This window comes from Paracoccus sp. SSJ, from assembly GCF_030234105.1.
In the GTDB taxonomy this organism is placed as follows: Bacteria; Pseudomonadota; Alphaproteobacteria; order Rhodobacterales; family Rhodobacteraceae; genus Paracoccus; species Paracoccus denitrificans.
In genome coordinates this window covers 247,368-266,313 of record NZ_JASSPE010000005.1, presented here as the reverse complement: position 1 = coordinate 266,313, position 18,946 = coordinate 247,368, and the positions used below count along the sequence as shown (strand labels likewise).

General features: G+C 65.5%; 18 protein-coding genes and 1 tRNA gene. 3 read left to right on the top strand and 16 right to left on the bottom strand.

Annotated elements, in window-relative coordinates; translation table 11 throughout:
- Positions 1-379 precede the first annotated feature (379 nt).
- The 4 genes from msrQ to QPR87_RS07915 form a co-directional block, all read right to left on the bottom strand.
- Positions 380-1,006: a protein-methionine-sulfoxide reductase heme-binding subunit MsrQ gene (msrQ, locus tag QPR87_RS07930; RefSeq protein ID WP_011746414.1), complete on the bottom strand. Its 627-nt coding sequence runs from the start codon at positions 1,004-1,006 to the stop codon at positions 380-382.
- Positions 1,006-1,902, bottom strand: coding sequence for a protein-methionine-sulfoxide reductase catalytic subunit MsrP (gene msrP, locus QPR87_RS07925; RefSeq protein ID WP_285049027.1), 897 nt, complete (start codon positions 1,900-1,902; stop codon positions 1,006-1,008). Before msrP ends, msrQ begins: the two co-directional genes overlap by 1 nt.
- A gap of 130 nt (positions 1,903-2,032) precedes the next feature.
- Positions 2,033-4,660 carry an ATP-dependent chaperone ClpB gene (gene clpB, locus QPR87_RS07920; RefSeq protein WP_285049025.1) on the bottom strand — a complete coding sequence of 876 codons (2,628 nt, stop codon included), beginning with the start codon at positions 4,658-4,660 and terminating at the stop codon, positions 2,033-2,035.
- A 106-nt stretch (positions 4,661-4,766) separates the two neighbouring features.
- Positions 4,767-5,540, bottom strand: a complete 774-nt coding sequence (locus QPR87_RS07915) for a hypothetical protein (protein ID WP_285049024.1) — start codon at positions 5,538-5,540, stop codon at positions 4,767-4,769.
- A gap of 102 nt (positions 5,541-5,642) precedes the next feature.
- Here QPR87_RS07915 and pyrF point away from each other — a divergent pair, with 102 nt between their 5' ends.
- Entirely contained in the window at positions 5,643-6,347 is a 705-nt protein-coding gene (gene pyrF / locus QPR87_RS07910) for an orotidine-5'-phosphate decarboxylase (protein WP_011746410.1), read from the top strand.
- Here the strand turns inward: pyrF and QPR87_RS07905 are convergent, their stop codons facing one another.
- Genes QPR87_RS07905 through QPR87_RS07885 form a run of 5 tightly spaced genes read right to left on the bottom strand, consistent with a single transcriptional unit; the run spans position 6,348 to position 9,483 of the window.
- Complete coding sequence (locus QPR87_RS07905; protein ID WP_285049022.1) at positions 6,348-6,977, bottom strand: glutathione S-transferase family protein; 630 nt, start codon at positions 6,975-6,977, stop codon at positions 6,348-6,350.
- A 51-nt stretch (positions 6,978-7,028) separates the two neighbouring features.
- Entirely contained in the window at positions 7,029-7,424 is a 396-nt protein-coding gene (locus QPR87_RS07900; RefSeq protein WP_041529682.1) for an NUDIX hydrolase, read from the bottom strand.
- Between the two features lie 20 nt (positions 7,425-7,444).
- On the bottom strand, positions 7,445-7,717 hold the full coding sequence (locus QPR87_RS07895) for an NfeD family protein (RefSeq protein WP_199766670.1): 273 nt from the start codon (positions 7,715-7,717) through the stop codon (positions 7,445-7,447).
- Positions 7,714-8,601 (bottom strand): SPFH domain-containing protein, encoded by an 888-nt coding sequence (locus QPR87_RS07890; protein WP_011746407.1) that lies wholly within the window; start codon positions 8,599-8,601, stop codon positions 7,714-7,716. The genes QPR87_RS07895 and QPR87_RS07890 overlap by 4 nt, the downstream gene beginning before the upstream one ends.
- A gap of 18 nt (positions 8,602-8,619) precedes the next feature.
- On the bottom strand, positions 8,620-9,483 hold the full coding sequence (locus tag QPR87_RS07885; RefSeq protein ID WP_011746406.1) for an N-formylglutamate amidohydrolase: 864 nt from the start codon (positions 9,481-9,483) through the stop codon (positions 8,620-8,622).
- A gap of 184 nt (positions 9,484-9,667) precedes the next feature.
- Between QPR87_RS07885 and QPR87_RS07880 the strand changes: the two genes are divergently transcribed.
- Positions 9,668-9,742 (top strand) — tRNA-Val (locus QPR87_RS07880).
- An 83-nt stretch (positions 9,743-9,825) separates the two neighbouring features.
- A complete protein-coding gene (gene ykgO / locus QPR87_RS07875) occupies positions 9,826-9,951 on the top strand; it encodes a type B 50S ribosomal protein L36 (protein ID WP_011746405.1) in 126 nt (41 codons plus the stop codon).
- Positions 9,952-10,443: 492 nt separating this feature from the next.
- Here the strand turns inward: ykgO and QPR87_RS07870 are convergent, their stop codons facing one another.
- The 7 genes from QPR87_RS07870 to QPR87_RS07840 all read right to left on the bottom strand — a co-directional run bounded on the left by QPR87_RS07870 (position 10,444) and on the right by QPR87_RS07840 (position 18,838).
- Positions 10,444-11,661, bottom strand: a complete 1,218-nt coding sequence (locus tag QPR87_RS07870; RefSeq protein WP_285049020.1) for a phenylacetate--CoA ligase family protein — start codon at positions 11,659-11,661, stop codon at positions 10,444-10,446.
- An 18-nt stretch (positions 11,662-11,679) separates the two neighbouring features.
- Positions 11,680-12,504 (bottom strand): ABC transporter ATP-binding protein, encoded by an 825-nt coding sequence (locus QPR87_RS07865; RefSeq protein ID WP_011746403.1) that lies wholly within the window; start codon positions 12,502-12,504, stop codon positions 11,680-11,682.
- Between the two features lie 53 nt (positions 12,505-12,557).
- Positions 12,558-13,838 (bottom strand): ABC transporter substrate-binding protein, encoded by a 1,281-nt coding sequence (locus QPR87_RS07860; RefSeq protein WP_011746402.1) that lies wholly within the window; start codon positions 13,836-13,838, stop codon positions 12,558-12,560.
- A 44-nt stretch (positions 13,839-13,882) separates the two neighbouring features.
- Positions 13,883-14,959 carry a branched-chain amino acid ABC transporter permease gene (locus tag QPR87_RS07855; RefSeq protein WP_041529680.1) on the bottom strand — a complete coding sequence of 359 codons (1,077 nt, stop codon included), beginning with the start codon at positions 14,957-14,959 and terminating at the stop codon, positions 13,883-13,885.
- 105 nt (positions 14,960-15,064) lie between these two features.
- Positions 15,065-16,045 (bottom strand): branched-chain amino acid ABC transporter permease, encoded by a 981-nt coding sequence (locus QPR87_RS07850; RefSeq protein WP_011746400.1) that lies wholly within the window; start codon positions 16,043-16,045, stop codon positions 15,065-15,067.
- A gap of 10 nt (positions 16,046-16,055) precedes the next feature.
- On the bottom strand, positions 16,056-16,865 hold the full coding sequence (locus QPR87_RS07845; RefSeq protein ID WP_011746399.1) for an ABC transporter ATP-binding protein: 810 nt from the start codon (positions 16,863-16,865) through the stop codon (positions 16,056-16,058).
- Entirely contained in the window at positions 16,862-18,838 is a 1,977-nt protein-coding gene (locus QPR87_RS07840) for an AMP-binding protein (protein WP_011746398.1), read from the bottom strand. Before QPR87_RS07840 ends, QPR87_RS07845 begins: the two co-directional genes overlap by 4 nt.
- Between the last annotated feature and the right edge of the window lie 108 nt (positions 18,839-18,946).

Below are 18,946 nucleotides of genomic sequence, written 5' to 3'. Positions count from 1 at the left end.
GAAGCTGACACTCTCATCATCGGTTGCCCTAGAGAGCCGATATACAAGCTTCCTAGTCGAAAAACGACCAGACCGCCCACATATCCCTTCAAATATACAGCAATGTCAAAAAGCAGAGGAAAGAAAAACACGGAAGTTGCGCCATTCTAGCGACGCCCCGTCCGGTCGTTCATTCCCAGATTGTCTCCGGAACCGCGCCCTTCGGCGCCGCGTCCCGTCCCGTTCCGACCGTCCCGTCGTCTCGGTGAGCGGGTATTTAGGCCGGCCGCCCGGAACCCGCAAGAGACAAAATTCAAAAAAATGACAAAGAATGATAAGAAGCTGAAATCAAAATGGAAATTCTGAACAGACCCAGCACGCCAAGCCCCCGGCCCAGCAATCACCCAGCGCGCCGAACCACACCAAACACGCCCGACCAGCCCCATTTCCTCAGCAAACGCAGAAACAACAACAAAAGAATCGTCCCGAGAATCGTCAGCGGCCACGATTCCCACACCTTCAACGCCCAGAGCCAATGCACCCCCGCCAGAATCGCCGCCGGATAGACCAGCCGATGCAATTTCCGCCAACCCGCCCCCATGCGGCGGATCGAGAATCGGTTCGAGGTCAGCGCCAGCGCCAGCAGCATGGCAAAGGCCAGCATGCCGAAGACCAGATAGGGCCGCTTCACCACGTCCTTGAGCATCTGCGCCCAGAGAAAGGCCATGTCGAAGACCACCCAGGCCACCAGATGGCAGGCGACATAGGCAAAGCAGATCAGGCCAAGCGCTTGGCGGAATCGCATCAGGTTCAGCCGCGTCAGCCGCAGCAGCGGGGTCACGGTCAGGGTCGCCAGCAGGAAATAGATCGCGGTGCGGCCCAGGCGATGCTCGATATCCCGCACCGGGTCGACGCCCAGATGGCCCTGCAGCGCATCCCAGACCAGCAGGCCCAGCGGGACCAGCCCCAGCAGCCAGACCGCCCAGACAGGGACGTGCCGCAGCCAGCGATTGAGGTGCTGCACCATCAGTAATGCTTCGCGAGGTCCATGCCCGCATAGAGCCCGGCCACCTGATCGCCATAGCCGTTGAACATCAGCGTGTCCTGCCGTCCGCCGAAAAGCCCCCTGCCGATCCGTCTTTCGGTGGCCTGCGACCAGCGCGGATGATCCACCTGCGGGTTCACATTGGCATAAAAACCATATTCGCCGGGCTGCATCATCTGCCAGCTGCATTGCGGCTGCGTGTCCGTCAGGGTGATCCCCACCACCGACTTGATCGACTTGAAGCCGTATTTCCACGGCACCACCAGCCGGATCGGCGCGCCGTTCTGGTTGGGCAGCACCCGGCCGTAAAGCCCGGTCGCCAGGATCGTCAGCGGATGCATGGCCTCGTCCAGCCGCAACCCCTCGCGATAGGGCCAGTCCAAGATGCGGCTGCGCTGGCCGGGCATCTGCTCGGGGTCGTGAAGCGTGCGGAAGGCCACGAACTTCGCGCCCGGCTGCACGCCCGCCTTGTCCAGAGCGCCGGCCAGCGGCACCCCCAGCCACGGGATGACCATCGACCAGGCCTCGACGCAGCGCAGGCGATAGATGCGCTCCTCCAGCGCCGATTCGGGCGCCAGATCCTCGACCCCGTAATTGCCGGGCCGGTCCACCATGCCGTCGATCGTCACCGACCAGGGCGAGGTCTTCAGGCTGCCGGAATATTGCGCCGGATCGCTTTTGCCGGTGCCGAACTCATAGAAGTTGTTGTAATGAGTGATGTCCTCGAGGCTGTTCGCCGCCTCGTCGGTCGAAAAGGCCGAGGGCGCCCCCCCCAGCCCAAGGGCGGGCGTCGCCAGCGCCGCGATGCCCGCGGCCAGAAAGGTCCGCCGGTTCAGGTAATCCGCTTCGGGCGTCACCTCGGACCATTTCATCGTCATGGCGGCTCCTCCTGTGTCGCCTATGCATCATGCCGCCCGGCCCGCCGGATGCCGATGAAACTCCGCGTGAGTTCCGCGCGAGCGTCGGATCGGAAAAGGGCGGATACACAAGCATCCGCCCCTTCGCTTCTTAGTGCAGCGGCACCCGCGGCCCGCTTTCATCCGCCGGGCCCAGATGGGCAGTGCTCACGCGGTTGCCCACGATCAGGCCATCGGGTCCGGCGCTGACATGCACGGTCTGGCCATCCAGCACCTCGCCGGCCAGGATCATCTCGGCCAGGGGGTTTTGCAGGCTGCGCTGCATCACCCGCTTCAAGGGCCGGGCACCGAAGACCGGGTCATAGCCTTCGTCCGCCAGCCATTTCAGCGCCGCCTCGTCCAGATCCAGCCCGATCTTGTGCTGCGCGAGACGGGTTTCCAGCTGCCAGAGCTGGATCCTGACGATCCCGTCCATGTTCTCGCGCGTGAGCCGGTGGAAGATGATGATCTCGTCCAGACGGTTCAGGAACTCGGGCCGGAAATGCGCCCGGACCGCATCCATGACCTGCGCGCGGGCCTGGCCCGAATCCGCCCCCTCCGGCAGCGCCGACAGCGCCTGCGCCCCAAGGTTCGAGGTCAGCACGATCAGCGTCTGCTTGAAGTCCACAGTACGGCCCTGGCCGTCGGTCAGCTGGCCGTCGTCCAGAACCTGCAACAGCACGTTGAACACGTCGGGGTGCGCCTTTTCGACCTCGTCGAACAGGATCACCTGATAGGGACGCCGCCGCACCGCCTCGGTCAGCACACCGCCCTCGTCATAGCCGACATAACCCGGAGGCGCGCCGATCAGCCGCGCGACCGAATGCTTCTCCATGAACTCGGACATGTCGATGCGGACCATGGCGCTGTCGTCATCGAACAGGTATTCGGCGATGGCCTTGGTCAGCTCGGTCTTGCCGACGCCGGTCGGGCCCAGGAACAGGAAGCTGCCCAGCGGCCGCTTGGGGTCGTTCAGCCCCGCCCGCGCCCGGCGCACCGCGTTCGAGATCGCGGTCACCGCCTCGGACTGGCCGATGACGCGCTTGCTCAGCACATCCTCCATCTTCAGCAGCTTCTCGCGCTCGCCCTCCAGCATCTTGCTGGTGGGGATGCCGGTCCAGCGTTCCACCACCTCGGCGATCTGCTCGGGACGGACGGCTTCCTCGACCATCGGGCCATCCTCGCTGCCTTCGGATTCGGCCAGTTGCCGCTCCAGCCCGGGAATGATGCCATAGCTGAGTTCGCCGGCGCGGGCCAGGTTGCCCTCGCGCTTGGCCTGGTCCAGCTCGGCGCGGGCACGGTCGAGCTGCTCCTTGAGGTTGCGCGAGCCTTCCAGCTTGTCGCGCTCGGCCTGCCAGCGCGCCGTCATGGTCGCGGATTTCTCCTGCAGTTCCGAAAGCTGCTTCTCCAGCTTCTCCAGCCGGTCCTGCGAGGCGGCGTCGTCCTCTTTCTTCAGTGCCTCGGCCTCGATCTGCATCTGCAGGATCTGGCGGTCCAGCGCGTCAAGCTCTTCGGGCTTGCTGTCCACCTCCATGCGCAGCCGGCTCGCGGCCTCGTCCATAAGGTCGATGGCCTTGTCGGGCAGGAAACGGTCGGTGATGTAGCGGTGCGACAGCGTCGCGGCAGCCACCAGCGCGGCATCGCTGATGCGCACGCCGTGATGCAGCTCGTATTTCTCCTTGATGCCGCGCAGGATCGAAATCGTGTCCTCGACCGTCGGCTCCTCGATCATGACCGGCTGGAAGCGCCGGGCCAGGGCAGCATCCTTTTCGATATACTTGCGGTATTCGTCCAGCGTGGTGGCACCGACGCAATGCAGCTCGCCCCGCGCCAGGGCGGGCTTGATCAGGTTCGCGGCATCCATGGCGCCGTCGGTCTTGCCGGCACCGACCAGCACATGCAGCTCATCGATGAACAGCACGATCTCACCGGCGGCGTTCTCGATCTCCTTCAGGACGGATTTCAGCCGCTCCTCGAACTCGCCGCGATATTTCGCGCCGGCGATCAGCGCGCCCATGTCCAGCGCCCAAAGCTGCTTGTTGCGCAGGCTTTCGGGCACGTCGCCATCGACGATGCGCAGCGCCAGGCCCTCGGCGATGGCGGTCTTGCCGACGCCCGGCTCGCCGATCAGCACCGGGTTGTTCTTGGTGCGGCGGGACAGCACCTGCATGGCACGGCGGATTTCCTCGTCCCGGCCGATGATCGGGTCGATCTTGCCCTCGGCCGCGGCCTCGGTCAGGTTGCGGGCGTATTTCGACAGCGCCTCATAGCTGTCCTCGGCGCTGGCGGTATCGGCCGTCCGACCCTTGCGAACATCGTTGATCGCCGAGTTCAGCGCCTGCGCGGTCACCTTGCCGGCAGCCAGCGCATCACGGGCATTGGTGTTGACGATGGCCAGCGCGGTCAGCACGCGCTCTGCCGGAACGAAGCTGTCGCCGGCCTTCTTGGCCAGCTTCTCGGCCTCGTCCAGCACGCGGACCATGCTGGGATCGATATAGACCTGCCCCTGCCCGCCGCTGACCTTGGGTTGTTTCTCCACCGCCTGATCGACGGCTTGGCGGACGGCCTGGGCATCGCCGCCGGCCCGGGTGATCAGGTTGCTGGCAAAGCCTTGATCGTCATCCATCAGCGCCTTCAGCAGATGCTCGGGCATCACGCGCTGGTTTTCCTCGCGGATCGCGATGGTCTGCGCCGCTTGCAGGAAGCCCCGCGACCGTTCCGTGAACTTTTCCATGTCCATGGTTGTCTCCTTTCAAAAGCGCCGATCCGGCTGCGCCCGCTTGGCGGCACGCAGCCTGTTGGCCTTCGAGGGATATGTGGAAACGCGTCCGCGGCTCTGCAAGGTGTCAGCGACGTTGTTTCGCAACCAGCAGCTTGGCCGGGCGTGCCGCCTCGGCAGCCCTGAACAGCGAGAAGGTCTGGTTGGCAAAGTTCACGACGCCCGAGACATGGTCGATATAGCTTTGCAGTTCCGGCGTGCGCTCGGCCTCGACAAGCTGCAAGGGACGCTCGGGACCGTCGCCCTCCAGCTGGACGTAGAACAGCGGCTCGCCGCGCTTGAGGATCAGGTCCTTGTCGGGTTCGTGCCATTCGAAGGCCCACATCAACTGGCGCGGCCAGATATTGATGGGAAAGCGCCCGCCGAAGATCGTGCCCGGCAGCGGACGGCGCCGGTAATGCGCGAAACTGTCCAGCTGGGTCATATAGACCGGCTCGTCCGCGATGAAGATATAGGGCAGCTTCATCTGGATCGTCGGCCGGTCGGGATAGCGCCACTCGGCCTCGCTCACCAGCATCAGCACGTCGGACATGCGGCCGCTGCGAACCGCACCTGCGGCACCGGCGCGGTTGATGAGCCTGGCCCGCCCCTGCTCGTCGCGGTCAAAGCCGATATGCAGGTCGAACGGGCACTTGATCATGAAATAGCGCGCTTCCAGCGCGATCACCGCCGGGCAGCGCGCGGCGGATTTCGCACTCGCGCGGTTGGTGTCGCGAAAGGACACGCGCTCGGGCGGTTCGAACAGCACCCCGCCTTTGTCGGTTGCCCGCAACCAGCCGACGGTGATAGGGCCGGATCGAGGATCTTCCGGGTCGCGCTGGATGGTGATGTTGAACTGCATGACATACCCCTTAAAAAAAACCCGCCGGAGTTTCCCCGTCGCATTCGGGCGCGTCAATAGGACATTCGGGCGCGCCGACAGGAACCGCTGAAAGGACCAAGCATGACCCAAACCCCCGATGAACGCCTGATCGTGGCGCTGGACGTGCCGAACGCGCTGGCCGGGCTTGAGCTGGCCGAAAAGATCGGCGATGCCGCCGGCTTCTACAAGATCGGCCTGGGCATGCTGACCGGCGGCGGGCTGGCGCTGGCCAACGAGCTGAAGCAGGAACACGGCAAGCGCATCTTCCTGGACATGAAGTTCTTCGACATCGGCGCCACGGTCGAGGCGGCGGTCCGCGGCATCGCGCAATACGACCTCGATTTCCTGACCGTGCATGGCGATCCGCATGTGGTGCGGGCGGCAAAGCAGGGGGCAAGCGGTTCGGGGTTGAAGATCCTGGCGGTGACGATCCTGACCTCGCTGGACCGCGCCGACCTCGATGCCGGGCTGATCGTGCCGGGCGACGTGGCCGAGATCGTGGCCACCCGCGCCGCCCGCGCCTTCGAGGCCGGGGCCGATGGGATCATCGCCAGCCCGCGCGAGGCCGCGGCGATCCGCGCGCTGCCCGAGGCGGCGGGCCGGTTGATCGTGACCCCCGGCGTGCGCCCGGCGGGCAGCGATGCCGGCGACCAGAAGCGGATCGAGACCCCCGCCACCGCCATCGCCAACGGCGCCGACCATATCGTCGTCGGCCGGCCGATCTGGCAGGCGGCGGACCCGCGCGCCGCGGCACAGGCGATCGCGGCGGAACTGGCCGGGCTCTGATCAGCCGAAATTGCGCCGGAATACCGGCGCCAGATCGTCCCGCGCCACCGTGGCGCGGGCGATGGACCAGACCTTGGGCGCATGGGCCTCGAACCATTCCGGGCCGGGTTTCCAGTTGGTCATCACCGCCAGATAGATGTCCAGCGCCGAGAAGCGCTCGCCCAGGAACCACGGCGCGCCCACCGCGCCCTCCAGCGCGGTCCAAAGCTCTTGCAGCCGTGCCGTGGTGGCCTCGCCCAGCTCCTTCTGCGCTGCCGGATCGGTCAGGAACCGCGCCGGATCGTCGCCGAAGGTAAAGCAGGGATAGACCTGCGCGACCAGAAAGATCAGCCAGCGCAGGAATCGCGGCCGCTCGGCGGCTCCGGCGGCCGGCACCAGATCGTCCCGCTCGGTCATGTCGGCCAGGTGCAGCGTGATCGCCGCGCTTTCCGACAGCACCCGCCCGTCGGGCAGGATCAGCACCGGGATCTGCCCCGCGGGGCTGATCCGCATCAGCTCGCGCCTTGCAGCCGAATCGAGGAACAGGTCCGCGACCTCGACCCCCTCGGCCTCAAGCCCGTAATGCGCCAGCTGCGCCTCGACGATGGCCGAGCCCCAGCCGTTGCGGCGGTAGAGCTGCATCCGAGACATGCATGCCTCCTTCCTGTCGATGGGCCGATCATGCACGGCAGCGGCCGATTCTCAAATCCCGCAGCCCGCTCCGGCAAGAACGAGCCGCACCCGATCCCGGAAATGCGGCACGGCGCGCGGATGGGCGACGAATTCCGCAATCGGCATCATCCGCCATTCCTGCCCCTCGTCGCCAAAGCGGATCGCGGCGATCTCGGCGGCGGTGATCGTGCCGCAAAACAGCCACGAGGCCCGGGGCGGAGCGTGGACCGAAACGAAGGGCTGTCCCGTCAGCCGCCCGGCGGAAAGCCGCAGCCCGAATTCCTCCTCAAGCTCGCGCAGGGCGCATTCGACCGGCGTCTCGCCCGGTTCGGCGGCCCCGCCCGGCAGGTCCCAATGCGCCGGAAAGCGAATCCAGCGGTAATCGTCGCGCAGGCAGGTCAGCAGATGCGCGCCATGGGTCAGCACCAGATTGGCACCGACAAAGCCTAGTTGTCGTTGATGTCGCGTGTCCAGTGTCGCACCTCGCCCCGGTTCCTGCCGAAGATGCGCCGCAGCGCCAGCCAGATCACCCCGGTCAGCACCGCGGTGACCACCAGCGCCATCGGCAGCCCACCCGGCCACAGGCCCAAGAGCAGCGCCAGCCCCATCAACAGCACCGCGCCGGCCAGGCCCAGGAAGAACCAGCCCGGCAGCGCCAGCTCCACCGCCGCCAGGATCAACGCCGCAATGATCCAGATCCAGCCGTTCGCCCAGCTCATTTGCCGCCCCGCAGCATGCGGAAGGCGTCACCCAGCGCCTCTACGGCCGAGGCGGGGACGATCACGGTCTGCTTGCCCTGGCCCTTGCCGACCTCGGCCAGCACATCGACCTGGCGCATGGCGATCTGGTATTGCGCCGCCTCAATCCCGCCTTCGCGGATCGCCGTGGCGATGGCCGCGGTGGCATAGGCCTCGGCGTCGGCCAGCAGCCGCTTGGCCTTGGCCTGCTGCTCGGCGGCGTAAAGATCGCCGTCGGCGGCCAGTTCCACGGCGCGGCGGCGCCCCTCGGCCTCGGTCACCTGGGCGCGGCGGGCGCGTTCGGCGTTCAACTGCTGCAGCATGGCGGCCCGCGTCGCCTCGTCCAGGTTGACGTCCAGGATCTCGGCCCGGGTCACCTCGATGCCCCAGTCGTCTACGATATTGGCCAGCGATTCGCGGATGCGTTCGATCAGGGGCGCGCGATTCGACTGCACCTGGTCCAGCTCCATCGTGCCGATCTCCGAGCGCACGATCCCCGCCACCGTGGTAGTGATCGCCGCATCCACGTCGCGGATGCGATAGACGGTCTTTTCCGGCTCGATGATGCGATAGAAGACGCTGGTCTCGACCTGCACCAGCACGTTGTCCGCGGTGATCGCATCCTGGCGCGAGGTCGGCAACTGGCGCTCCAGCACCGAGATCCGGTGCGCCACCCGGTCAAGGAAGGGCACGATGAAGTTGATCCCCGGCCCCAGCACGGCATGCAGCCGGCCAAAGCGTTCGACCACGTATTTCTCGGATTGCGGGACGATGCGGACGGCGCGGCTGACGGCGAACAGGATCACCAGCGCCAGCACGATCAGGGCAAGGTTCTGGCCGATCATCTCAGCGAATTCGGGCGGCATCGCATCTCCTTTCCTGGGTCACTCGGCGGCGAAGGCCGCATCGCTGGCGTCCGGGCGCAGCCGCGCCAGCCGCGTGATGACGCGGGCGAAACGGGCCTGGAACAGCTCGAAATCCGCCCGCGGCTCGATCCGCCCCTCGTCCATGTAAAGCGAGCGGTCCAGTTCCAGTTGCACCACATGGACATTGTTGCGCGGCCGGCCATAGGTCTGGGTGATATAGGCGCCCGAAAAGGGCGAGTTGCGCCGCAGCCGAAAGCCCTCGGCCACCACGGCATCGGCCACGCCGGCGCTGATCCGGGGAGCGGCCGAGACCCCGTTGCGATCCCCCAGCACCATGTCGGGACGCGGGCGCGGCAGATGGGCCAGCGCGTCGCGCGGCATGGAGTGCATGTCGATCAGGATGGCGCCGCCGAATCGCGCCACCGCCTCGTCGATCAGCGCGGAAAGCGCCCGGTGATAGGGATGCCACAGGCGGGCGATGCGGCTTTCGGCCTCGGTCCGCGGGATCGGCCGGTCGTGGATGGCGCGCCCCTGCGACACAACGCGGGGAATCACCCCCAGCCCGGCCATGATGCGCGGATTGGTCAATCCCGGCGGCGCCCCCGAGACGACCAGCGGGTCGATCTCTTCGGGGCCGCGGTTCAGGTCCACCACGCAGCGCGGCACCCGCGCGGTCAGCATCGTGGCGCCATGGTCCAGCGCCGGCTGGATCAGCCGGTCCACGAAGGCATCCTCGGACGAGCGCAGCTGCTGCGCATTCAGCCGCGATTCGGCCAGGAACCAGTCGGGATAGGCCCGCCCCGAATGCGGCGAGGCAAAGATCACCCCGCCCAGCCACCGTTGCGGCCGCATCAGATCGAAAGTCGGCTCTTCCCTGGTCATTCCTGGCGTTCCCCGGCGGCGCGACCGGCGCCAATTCTGGACGGTCAAGACAGAAAGGTTATAAACCATGATCGGCAGAGGCCAATAGCTGTCGATTGAGGGCTTGAAACCCCCGGGCGAGGTGGCTATAGACACGCCGATCAAGGCGATCTGGCGGCGCAAGCTGGCAGAATCACCTGTCGGGGGGCGGTTAGCTCAGCGGTAGAGCACTACGTTGACATCGTAGTGGCCACTGGTTCGATCCCAGTACCGCCCACCATGATTTCGCGCCCCCGGGGCTTGTCCGGGGGTATTTTGTTTCCAAGGCGCGACCTAGCGATGCGCCGCGATAGGAGAAGACCGATGAAGGTTCGCAATTCGCTCCGCTCGCTCAAGAGCCGCCACCGCGATTGTCAAGTCGTGCGCCGCAAAGGCCGCATCTACGTCATCAACAAGACCAACCCGCGCTTCAAGGCCCGTCAAGGCTGAGATCCGGCGGATCATCCGAATTCAGAACGCCCGCAGCCTCGCGCTGCGGGCGTCTTGCTTTTCAGACCCGCTTGGCGTCCGGCATGGTTATCGGCTGGCAAAGTAGCGCGGCCCCGCCAGCCTGGCGAAGACGCCGGTCAGAAGCGAAGATAGGTTGGATCTGCCTTGCAGCGGCCCCGGCGCAGCGCGCCCGTCAGCAGGCCCGAAACACTCTGCCGCGCAACAGGTTGGCGGCGCGCGGGGTTACGGTAGCGCAGCCTCGTGCGAATCTCGTCGGTGAATACGCCTTGGATCGGACCGCATTGCGACGCCGGCCCGACCTATCCTCGATCAGACGACGCCCCAGCGCCAAATTCTTCGCGCCCCTGGGCATCGCAGTCGCCAGCATGCCCGAAACGGTCATATTGGGAACGCGGCGCCAACCGACTCTCGCCTCAAGCGGTCGCCGCCCCGACCAGGGGGGCGGCGCTGCCCCATTGGGCAACCTCCGAATCAGTCGTAGCTGCGCCGATCCTCGATCACCTTTCCGTCGTTCGGCAGCGAGCCCGGCGCAACCAGTTCCACCCGTCCGCGAAGCTTCAGCGTATCCAGCACCGTTCCCTCGTATCTCGCCGCATCATCGGCCCCGGTTTCCAGCAGCACCGTCATCACATCCATGTCGCCCGAGCGATCCGCGACGACCCGGGCGCGGCTGATCTCGGGGTGGCGGGCGACCAGCGCCGCGACCTGCTCGGGGCGGACGAACATGCCCTTGATCTTGGTGGTCTGGTCGGCGCGACCCATCCAGCCCTTGATGCGCATGTTCGTGCGCCCGCAGGGGCTGACCCCCGGCAGCACCGCCGAAAGATCGCCGGTCGCGAAACGCACCAGCGGATAGTCCGGGTTCAGCGTGGTCACGACCACCTCGCCCACCTCGCCCTCGGGAACGGGATCGCCGGTGCCGGGGCGGACGATCTCGACGATCACCCGCTCGTCCACGATCATCCCCTCCATGGCGGGCGCTTCATAGGCGATCAGGCCCAGGTCGGCCGTGGCATAACATTGCGTGGTAGCGATGCCGCGATCCGCGTAACCCTGCCGCAGGCTGGGAAACAGCGCCCCGCCCGAGACGACGGCGCGGGTAAAGGACAGCCGCTCGCCCAGTTCCTCGGCCTTGTCGAGCATGATCTTCAGGTAGTCCGGCGTTCCGGCATAGACCGTGGTGCCGATATCGACGGCGGCACGGACCTGCAATTCGGTTTGGCCGGTCCCGGCCGGCAGGGTCGCGGCCCCGACCGCACGGGCGGCGCTTTCGAACATCATCCCCGCCGGCGTCAGGTGATAGCCGAAGCAGTTGTGGATGATGTCGCCCCGCCCCACGCCCGCCGCATGCAGGAATCGCCCCAGCCGCCACCAGTCCTCGCCGCGCCGGCCGGGCTCATAGATCGGGCCGGGGCTCTGGAACACGTTCTCGAAATCCGGCGCCGGCCGGGTGGTGAAGCCGCCGAAGGGCGGCGTCCTCTTCTGCGCCTCGGAGAGTTCGGACTTTCGGATCACCGGCAGCCGGGCCAGCGCCTCGCGCGTGGTGACCTGGTCCGGTGCGACATCGCCCAGGATGCGGGCCAGCGCCGGCGCGGTCCCGGCGCGGGCAATGGCCGCGGGCAGTTCGGCCGCCTGCCACAGCGCCCGCTCATCGGCGCTGCGGGTTTCAAGCTTGTCGTAGAATGTCATGGGGATGCCTTTCTGCCTTCAGGCCAGCCAGCGCTTGCGCCGGCGATAGGACCGCACGTCGCGAAAGCTCTTGCGGCCCTGGTCGGACATGCCGAGATAGAATTCCTTGACGTCGGGGTTCTCGCGCAGCGCATCCGCCGGCCCGTCCATCACCACGCGGCCGCTTTCCAGGATATAGCCGTAATGGGCATAGCGCAGCGCGACGTTGGTGTTCTGCTCGGCCAGCAGGAAGGTCACGCCCTCGCCCTCGTTCACCGCCTTGACGATCTCGAAGATCTGCTCGACCAGCTGCGGGGCAAGGCCCATCGAGGGTTCGTCCAGCAGGATCGTCTCGGGGCGCGACATCAGCGCGCGGCCCATCGCGCACATCTGCTGCTCGCCGCCCGAGGTATAGCCGGCCTGGCTTTTCCGGCGTTCCTTGAGCCGGGGAAAATAGGAGTAGACCATCTCCAGGTCCTGCCGGATCGCCGCGCTGCCGTCGGTGCGGGTATAGGCGCCGGTCAGCAGGTTTTCCTCGATGGTCAGGTGCTCGAAGCAATGGCGCCCTTCCATCACCTGGATGATGCCCTTCTTCACCACCGAGGCGGGGTCCATGTCCTGGATCCGCTCGCCGCGATAGCTGATCGAGCCCTTGGTGACCTCGCCGCGCTCGGAATGCAGCAGGTTCGAGATCGCCTTCAGCGTCGTCGTCTTGCCCGCGCCGTTTCCGCCCAGCAGCGCGGTGATGCCGCCCTTGGGCACCGACAGGCTGACGCCCTTCAGCACCAGGATGACGTGATTGTAGATCACCTCGATATTGTTGACCTCGAGCAGGGTCTCGCGTTGGGGCGCGGCGTCGAACATGGGCTTTCCCTCCGGGTCGATGGACCCCGGCGGCGAACCGCCGGGGCAAGGGATCAGCAGCGCGGCGAGATGCCGGCTTCCTTGGCATAAGCCTCGCTGTCCTCAAGGATCAGCGGGTCCAGCACGTCCTGATCGGGTTGGGTAAAGTCGGTGATCAGCGTCCATTTCCCGGCCGAGGCGTCCCATTGCTGAAGCCGCGCCATGCCGCTGCCACCATGGTTGTCGCAGGACATCTTGATCTCGGGACCGAAGTCCGGCAGCCCCAGCTCGGCCAGACGCTCCGGCGTGATGTCCAGCGCCTCGAACCCGTCGCGCAACTGCGCCGCGGTGATCTGCGACGTGCCGGCCAGTTCCTGCGCCTTCTTGATCGCCTCGGCGATCACCACCCCGGCATACATGCCGCGCGAGTAAAGCACCGAGCCGACGAACTGCCCGCCCTGCGAAGCCTTGCCCGGATCGATGACATGCTTCTTCATGTCCTCATAGATCGGATAATCCATGCCGACGCCGTGGAAGGTCAGCGCCTTGTAGCCGTTGGCGCCCGCGCCTACCGGCTTCACGTCCACTTCCGAGCCCGACCAATAGGTGCCGATGAAGTTCTCCATCGGGAAGCGGATGTTGGCGGCTTCCTGGATGGCGGTCTGGTTCATCACGCCCCAGCCCCACATCAGCACGTAATCCGGCTTGTCGCGGCGGATCTGCAGCCACTGGCTCTTCTGTTCCTGGCCCGGCGGATCGACCGGCAGTTCGGTCAGGGTGAAGCCGTGCTTCTTGCCAAGCTCCTGAAGGGTGCGGATCGGCTCCTTGCCATAGGCCGAGTTGTGATAGACCAGCGCGATCTTCTTGCCTTCAAGGCTGCCGCCGTTCTGGTCCAGCAGATACTTGATCGCCACGCTGGCACCGTCCCAGTAGTTCGCCGGCGCGTTGAACACCCATTCGAAGACCTTGCCGTTCTTGGCCGAGGTCCGGCCATAGCCCGGCGTGTAAAGCGGGATCTTGTCCGCCGCCACCTTGGGGATCAGCTGATAGGTGATGCCGGTCGAGAGCGGGTTGTAGACCAGCGCGCCCGAGCCCTTGGTCGCCTCGTAGCACTCGACGCCCTTCTCGGTGTTATAGGCGGTCTCGCATTCCGGGGTCCGGATCTTTTCGCCGCCAATGCCACCGTCGCGCTCGTTCAGCAGGGTGAAGTAATCGTTGAACCCGTCGGCATATTGCGTGCCGTTCGCGCCATAGGGCCCGGTGCGATAGCTGAGATTGGGCACCACCAGGTCGGCCATGGCCGGCGCCGCCGCCATGACGGCACCCAGTGCGACAGTTGCGAGTTTCAGTTTCATCTTGGTCTCCTCCCAAGGGTTTTCGTCCGCCGGTTGTCCGGTCGTTAATGCGGGAACGGCCAGAGCCGCAGCTTCTCTTTCGTCAGTGCCCAGAGCCGCGCCAGCCCGTGCGGCTCGACGATCAGGAAGAACACGATCAGCGCGCCGACGATCATCAGCTCGATATGGGCGGCCAGGTCGGTCGGCCAGCCGAACTGCGCCACCAGCACGTTCTTCAGCAGGACCGGCAGCAGCACCAGGAAGGCGGCACCGGCAAAGCTGCCGAAGATGCTGCCGAGCCCGCCGATGATGATCATGAACAGCACCAGGAAGCTCTTGTTGATGCCGAAGGCTTCGCTGGCCTCGGCCGCACCCAGATAGACCGAGAACAGCAGTGCCCCGGCGATACCCACGAAGAAGCTGGAGACGGCAAAGGCCGACAGCTTGGCGGTCAGCGGGTTCACCCCGATGATTTCGGCCGCGATGTCCATGTCGCGGATCGCCATCCATTTCCGCCCCACGCTACCGCGGGTCAGGTTGCGCGCCATCCAGGCCAGCCCGACGGCAAAGCACAGGCAGATCAGGTATTTCGCCGAAGCCGAGGTGGCGGGCCCGGTCACCGCCCAGCCCAGGATGGTGCGTTCGGGCGCGTTGATCTGGCCCGAGGCCGAGTAGTTGTAGAACCACGGCACCTTGTTGAACAGCCACACCAGGAAGAACTGCGCGGCCAGCGTCGCCACGGCCAGGTAGAAGCCCTTGATGCGCAGGCTGGGCAGGCCGAAGAGCATGCCGACGACGGCGGTGATCGCTCCGGCAAGGATGATGTGGACGACGATCGGCACGCCGGGAAAGGCGACCATCAGCTTGTAGACCGCATAGGCGCCCACCGCCATGAAGCCGCCAGTGCCCAGGCTGACCTGCCCGGCATAGCCGGTCAGGATGTTCAGCCCCAGCGCGGCGATGGCATAGATCAGGAAAGGCACCAGGACCGCATTGGCCCAATAGCTGTCGATGACCAATGGCACCACCAGGAACGCCACCGCCAGGATCGCGTAATATCCCCAGCGATCCAGCTTGATCGGAAAGGTCTGGCCATCGTCGCGATAGCTCGTCTTGAAGTCGCCCGCCTCACGATAGAACATCCGCCCCTCCCGGCTTCGTCGTTTCGACATTTGAGTATTTATGGAACAGAGAAGGCTTCTTCGTTCTGCAAATACTCAATCTCGAGTCCTCAACTTGCGCCATGGCTACACCCGCTCGATGATGCGCTCGCCAAACAGGCCCTGCGGCCGGAAGACGAGGAAGAGCAGCGCCAGCACATAGGCGAACCAGTTCTCGGTCGCGCCGCCGACCGCGGGGCCGACGAAATATTCGAAGAGCTTCTCGCCCATGCCGATGATCAGCCCGCCGACGATGGCGCCGGGGATCGAGGTGAAGCCCCCGAGCATCAGCACCGGCAGCGCCTTGAGCGCGATCAGCGAAAGGCTGAACTGCACCCCCGACTTCGTGCCCCACATGATGCCCGCGACCAGCGCCACGAAGCCCGCGATCGACCAGACCATGATCCAGATGAATTGCAGGCTGATGCCCACCGACAGCGCCGCCTGGTGGTCGTCGGCCACCGCGCGCATCGCCCGGCCCTGCTTGGTATATTGCGAGAAGCCGACCAGGGCCGCGACCAGCACCGCCGCGATCACCGTCGCCCAGATGTCCAGCCGGTCGATGAAGAAGCCATAGCCGAACAAACCGTCGGTCATCGTCTCGACCGTCTCGGAGATGCCTTGCGGCAGGCCCACGTCCAGCACCTTCACGTCGGCGCCCCACATCACGTCGCCGAGCCCCTCGAGGAACCAGGCGAGGCCGATGGTGGCCATGAACAGGATGATCGGCTCTTGCCCGACCAGGTGCTTCAGCACCAGCTTTTCGATGGCGATGGCAAGGCCGACCATGATCAGCGCCGTCAGAAGGATGGCCAGCAGCCCCGGCACCGTCCAGCCGAAGCTCGACAGATGCACGCCGAAGGCCGCGTTGATCAGATGCGCAAAGGGCACGCGGCCCTCCATGATGCCGACCAGCGTCATGGCCGCGAACAGCGCCATCACCCCCTGGGCATAGTTGAAGATGCCCGAGGCCTTGTAGATCAGCACGAAGCCCAGCGCGACCAGCGAATACATCACCCCGGCCATCAGGCCGTTCAGCAGGACCTCGCTTGCGTACAGAAATTCCATCGCCGTCCCCTTATTCGTGCGCCACGCCCAGATAGGCGCTGATGACTTCGGGATTGTTGCGCACCTCGTCGGGGGTGCCGTCGCCGATCTTGCGTCCGTAATCCATCACCACCACCCGGTCACTGAGGTCCATGACGACGCCCATGTCGTGCTCGATCAGCGCGATGGTGGTGCCGAATTCGTCGTTCACGTCCAGGATGAAGCGGCACATGTCCTCTTTCTCCTCGACGTTCATGCCGGCCATCGGCTCGTCGAGCAGCAGGATCTTCGGCTCGGCCGCCAGTGCCCGCGCCAGTTCCACGCGCTTCTTCAAGCCGTAAGGCAGACGGCCGACCGGCGTCTTGCGGATGTTCTGGATTTCCAGGAAGTCGATGATCTTCTCGACCTGCTCGCGGTTCTCGACCTCCTCGCGCTCGGCTCGGCCCCACCACAGGGCTTGGCTCCAGATCGGCGCCTTCATCATGTTCAGCCGGCCGGTCATGATGTTGTCCAGCACCGACATGCCGTCGAACAGCGCGATGTTCTGGAAGGTGCGGGCGATGCCCAGCCGCGCCACCTCGTAGGGCTTCATCGGGCCGCGGCGATAGCCCTTGAACCAGATCTCGCCCTCTTGCGGGACATAGAACCCCGAAATCACGTTCAGCATCGAGGATTTCCCGGCGCCGTTCGGGCCGATGATGGCGCGGATCTCGCCCTCGCGGATATCGAAGCTGATGTCCTTGATGGCCGTCACGCCGCCAAAGCGCAGGGTGATGTTCCTCAGGTCCATCAGCACGTCGCCGATCTGGCGGCCGTCGGGGGTGATTGTCGTCTGGGTCATTCCGCGGCCACCTTCTGCATGGTCCGGGTCGGGAAGGTCCGGGCGTCCTCGATCTTCAGGGTCGCGCGGATCTCGCCCTTGCGGCCGTCCTCATAGGTCACCTCGGTGCGGGTGCTGACCGTGTCGCGGCCGTCATAGAGCGCCTCGATCAGGTCGGCATATTTCTCGGCGATGATGTTGCGGCGCACCTTGCGCGTGCGGGTCATCTCGCCGTCGTCGGGATCAAGCTCCTTGTGCAGCACCAGGAAGCGGCTGATCTGGCAGCCCGACAGCATCGGGTCCTGGGCGACGGATTCGTTCACCGCCTCGACATGTTCCTTGATCGTCGCATAGACCTGCGGATGGCCGGCCAGTTCCTGATAGCTGGCATAGGCGATGTTGTTGCGCTCGGCCCAGTTGCCGACCGCGGTCAGGTCGATGTTGACGAAGGCGGTGCACATGTCGCGACCGGCGCCGAAGACCACCGCCTCCAGGATGTTGGGATAGAACTTCAGCTTGTTCTCGACATATTTCGGCGCGAACATCCGGCCGTCGGCCATGCGGCCCACGTCCTTGGCACGGTCGATGATGCGCAGGTGGCCCGACTCTTCCTCGAAGAAGCCGGCGTCGCCCGTCGCCACCCAGCCCTCGGCATCCTTGGTCGAGGCGGTGCTGTCGGGGTTGTTGTAATATTCGACGAAGGTGCCGGGCGAGCGATAGAAGACCTCGCCGTTCTCGGCAATCTTCAGTTCAACCCCCGGGGACGGCACGCCCACCGTATCCGAGCGCACTTGCCCGTCCGGCTGCTGGGTGATGAAGACGCTGGCCTCGGTCTGGCCGTAGAGCTGTTTCAGGTTGATGCCAAGGCTGCGATAGAAATCAAAGATCTCGGGCCCGATCGCCTCGCCCGCGGTATAGCCGACGCGGATGCGCGAATAGCCCAGCGTGTTCTTCAGCGGGCCATAGACCAGCAGGTTGCCCAGCATGTAGCGCAGCCGGTCCAGCGCCCCGACCGGCTTGCCGTCCAGAAGCGCCGGGCCGATGCGGCGGGCGATCTCCATATAGTGCTTGAACAGCCGGCGCTTGATGCGGCTGGCATCCTCCATGCGGATCATCACCGAGGTCAGCTGGCCCTCGAAGACGCGCGGCGGGGCGAAGAAATAGGTCGGCCCGATCTCGCGCAGGTCGGTCATCATCGTATGCGCGCCCTCGGGGCAGTTCACGGTGAAGCCGGCCCAATAGGCCTGCCCGACCGAAAAGATGAAGTCGCCGACCCAGGCCATCGGCAGATAGGCCAGCACCTCCTCGCGCGCGGTCAGTTGGTCGAAGGAGGCGGTGTTCTTGCCGGTCTCGATGATGTTGCGGTTAGACAGCACCACGCCCTTGGGCTTGCCGGTAGTGCCCGAAGTATACAGCATCACGCAGGTGTCGTCGTAGCCCAGCTCGGCAATGCGCTCGTCCAGTTCATGGCCCAGCCGCTGCTGGGCCGCGCGGCCCTCGGCCTGCACATCGGCCAGCGCGTTCATGCGGGCATGGTCGTATTTCCGCATTCCGCGCTTGTCGGTATAGACGAGATGCTGGACCGAAGGGGCGCGGTCGCCCACCTCCAGCACCTTGTCCACCTGTTCCTGGTCGCCACAGACGACGAAACGCGCGCCGCAATGGTCCAGCACATAGGCCATCTCCTCGGCCACCGCGTCCTGATACAGCGGCACCGGCACCGCGCCGCACATCTGCGCCGCGACCATCGCCCAGTAATGCGCCGGGCGGTTGCGGCCGATGATGGCGACATGATCGCCCCGGTTCAGGCCCAGCACCAGAAAGCCCAGCGCCAGGTCGCGGATCTCGGTCGCGGCCTCGGCCCAGGTCCAGCTTTGCCAGATCCCGAATTCCTTTTCCCGATAGGCCGGCCGGTCGCCGAAGCGTTCGGCATTGCGCGCCAGCAACGCTGGAATCGACTGCAAACCGGCCTGGGCCGCCTCAGCGTTCTGCATGTATCCTCCCCTTGCCGTCAGGGCTCCTCTTCCCTCTGGCAATTGCAGCTTACAGCGGCAATCCTTGCGTCAGTTTTTCCTGAATCCTACGAATTGTTACAGGGGTTG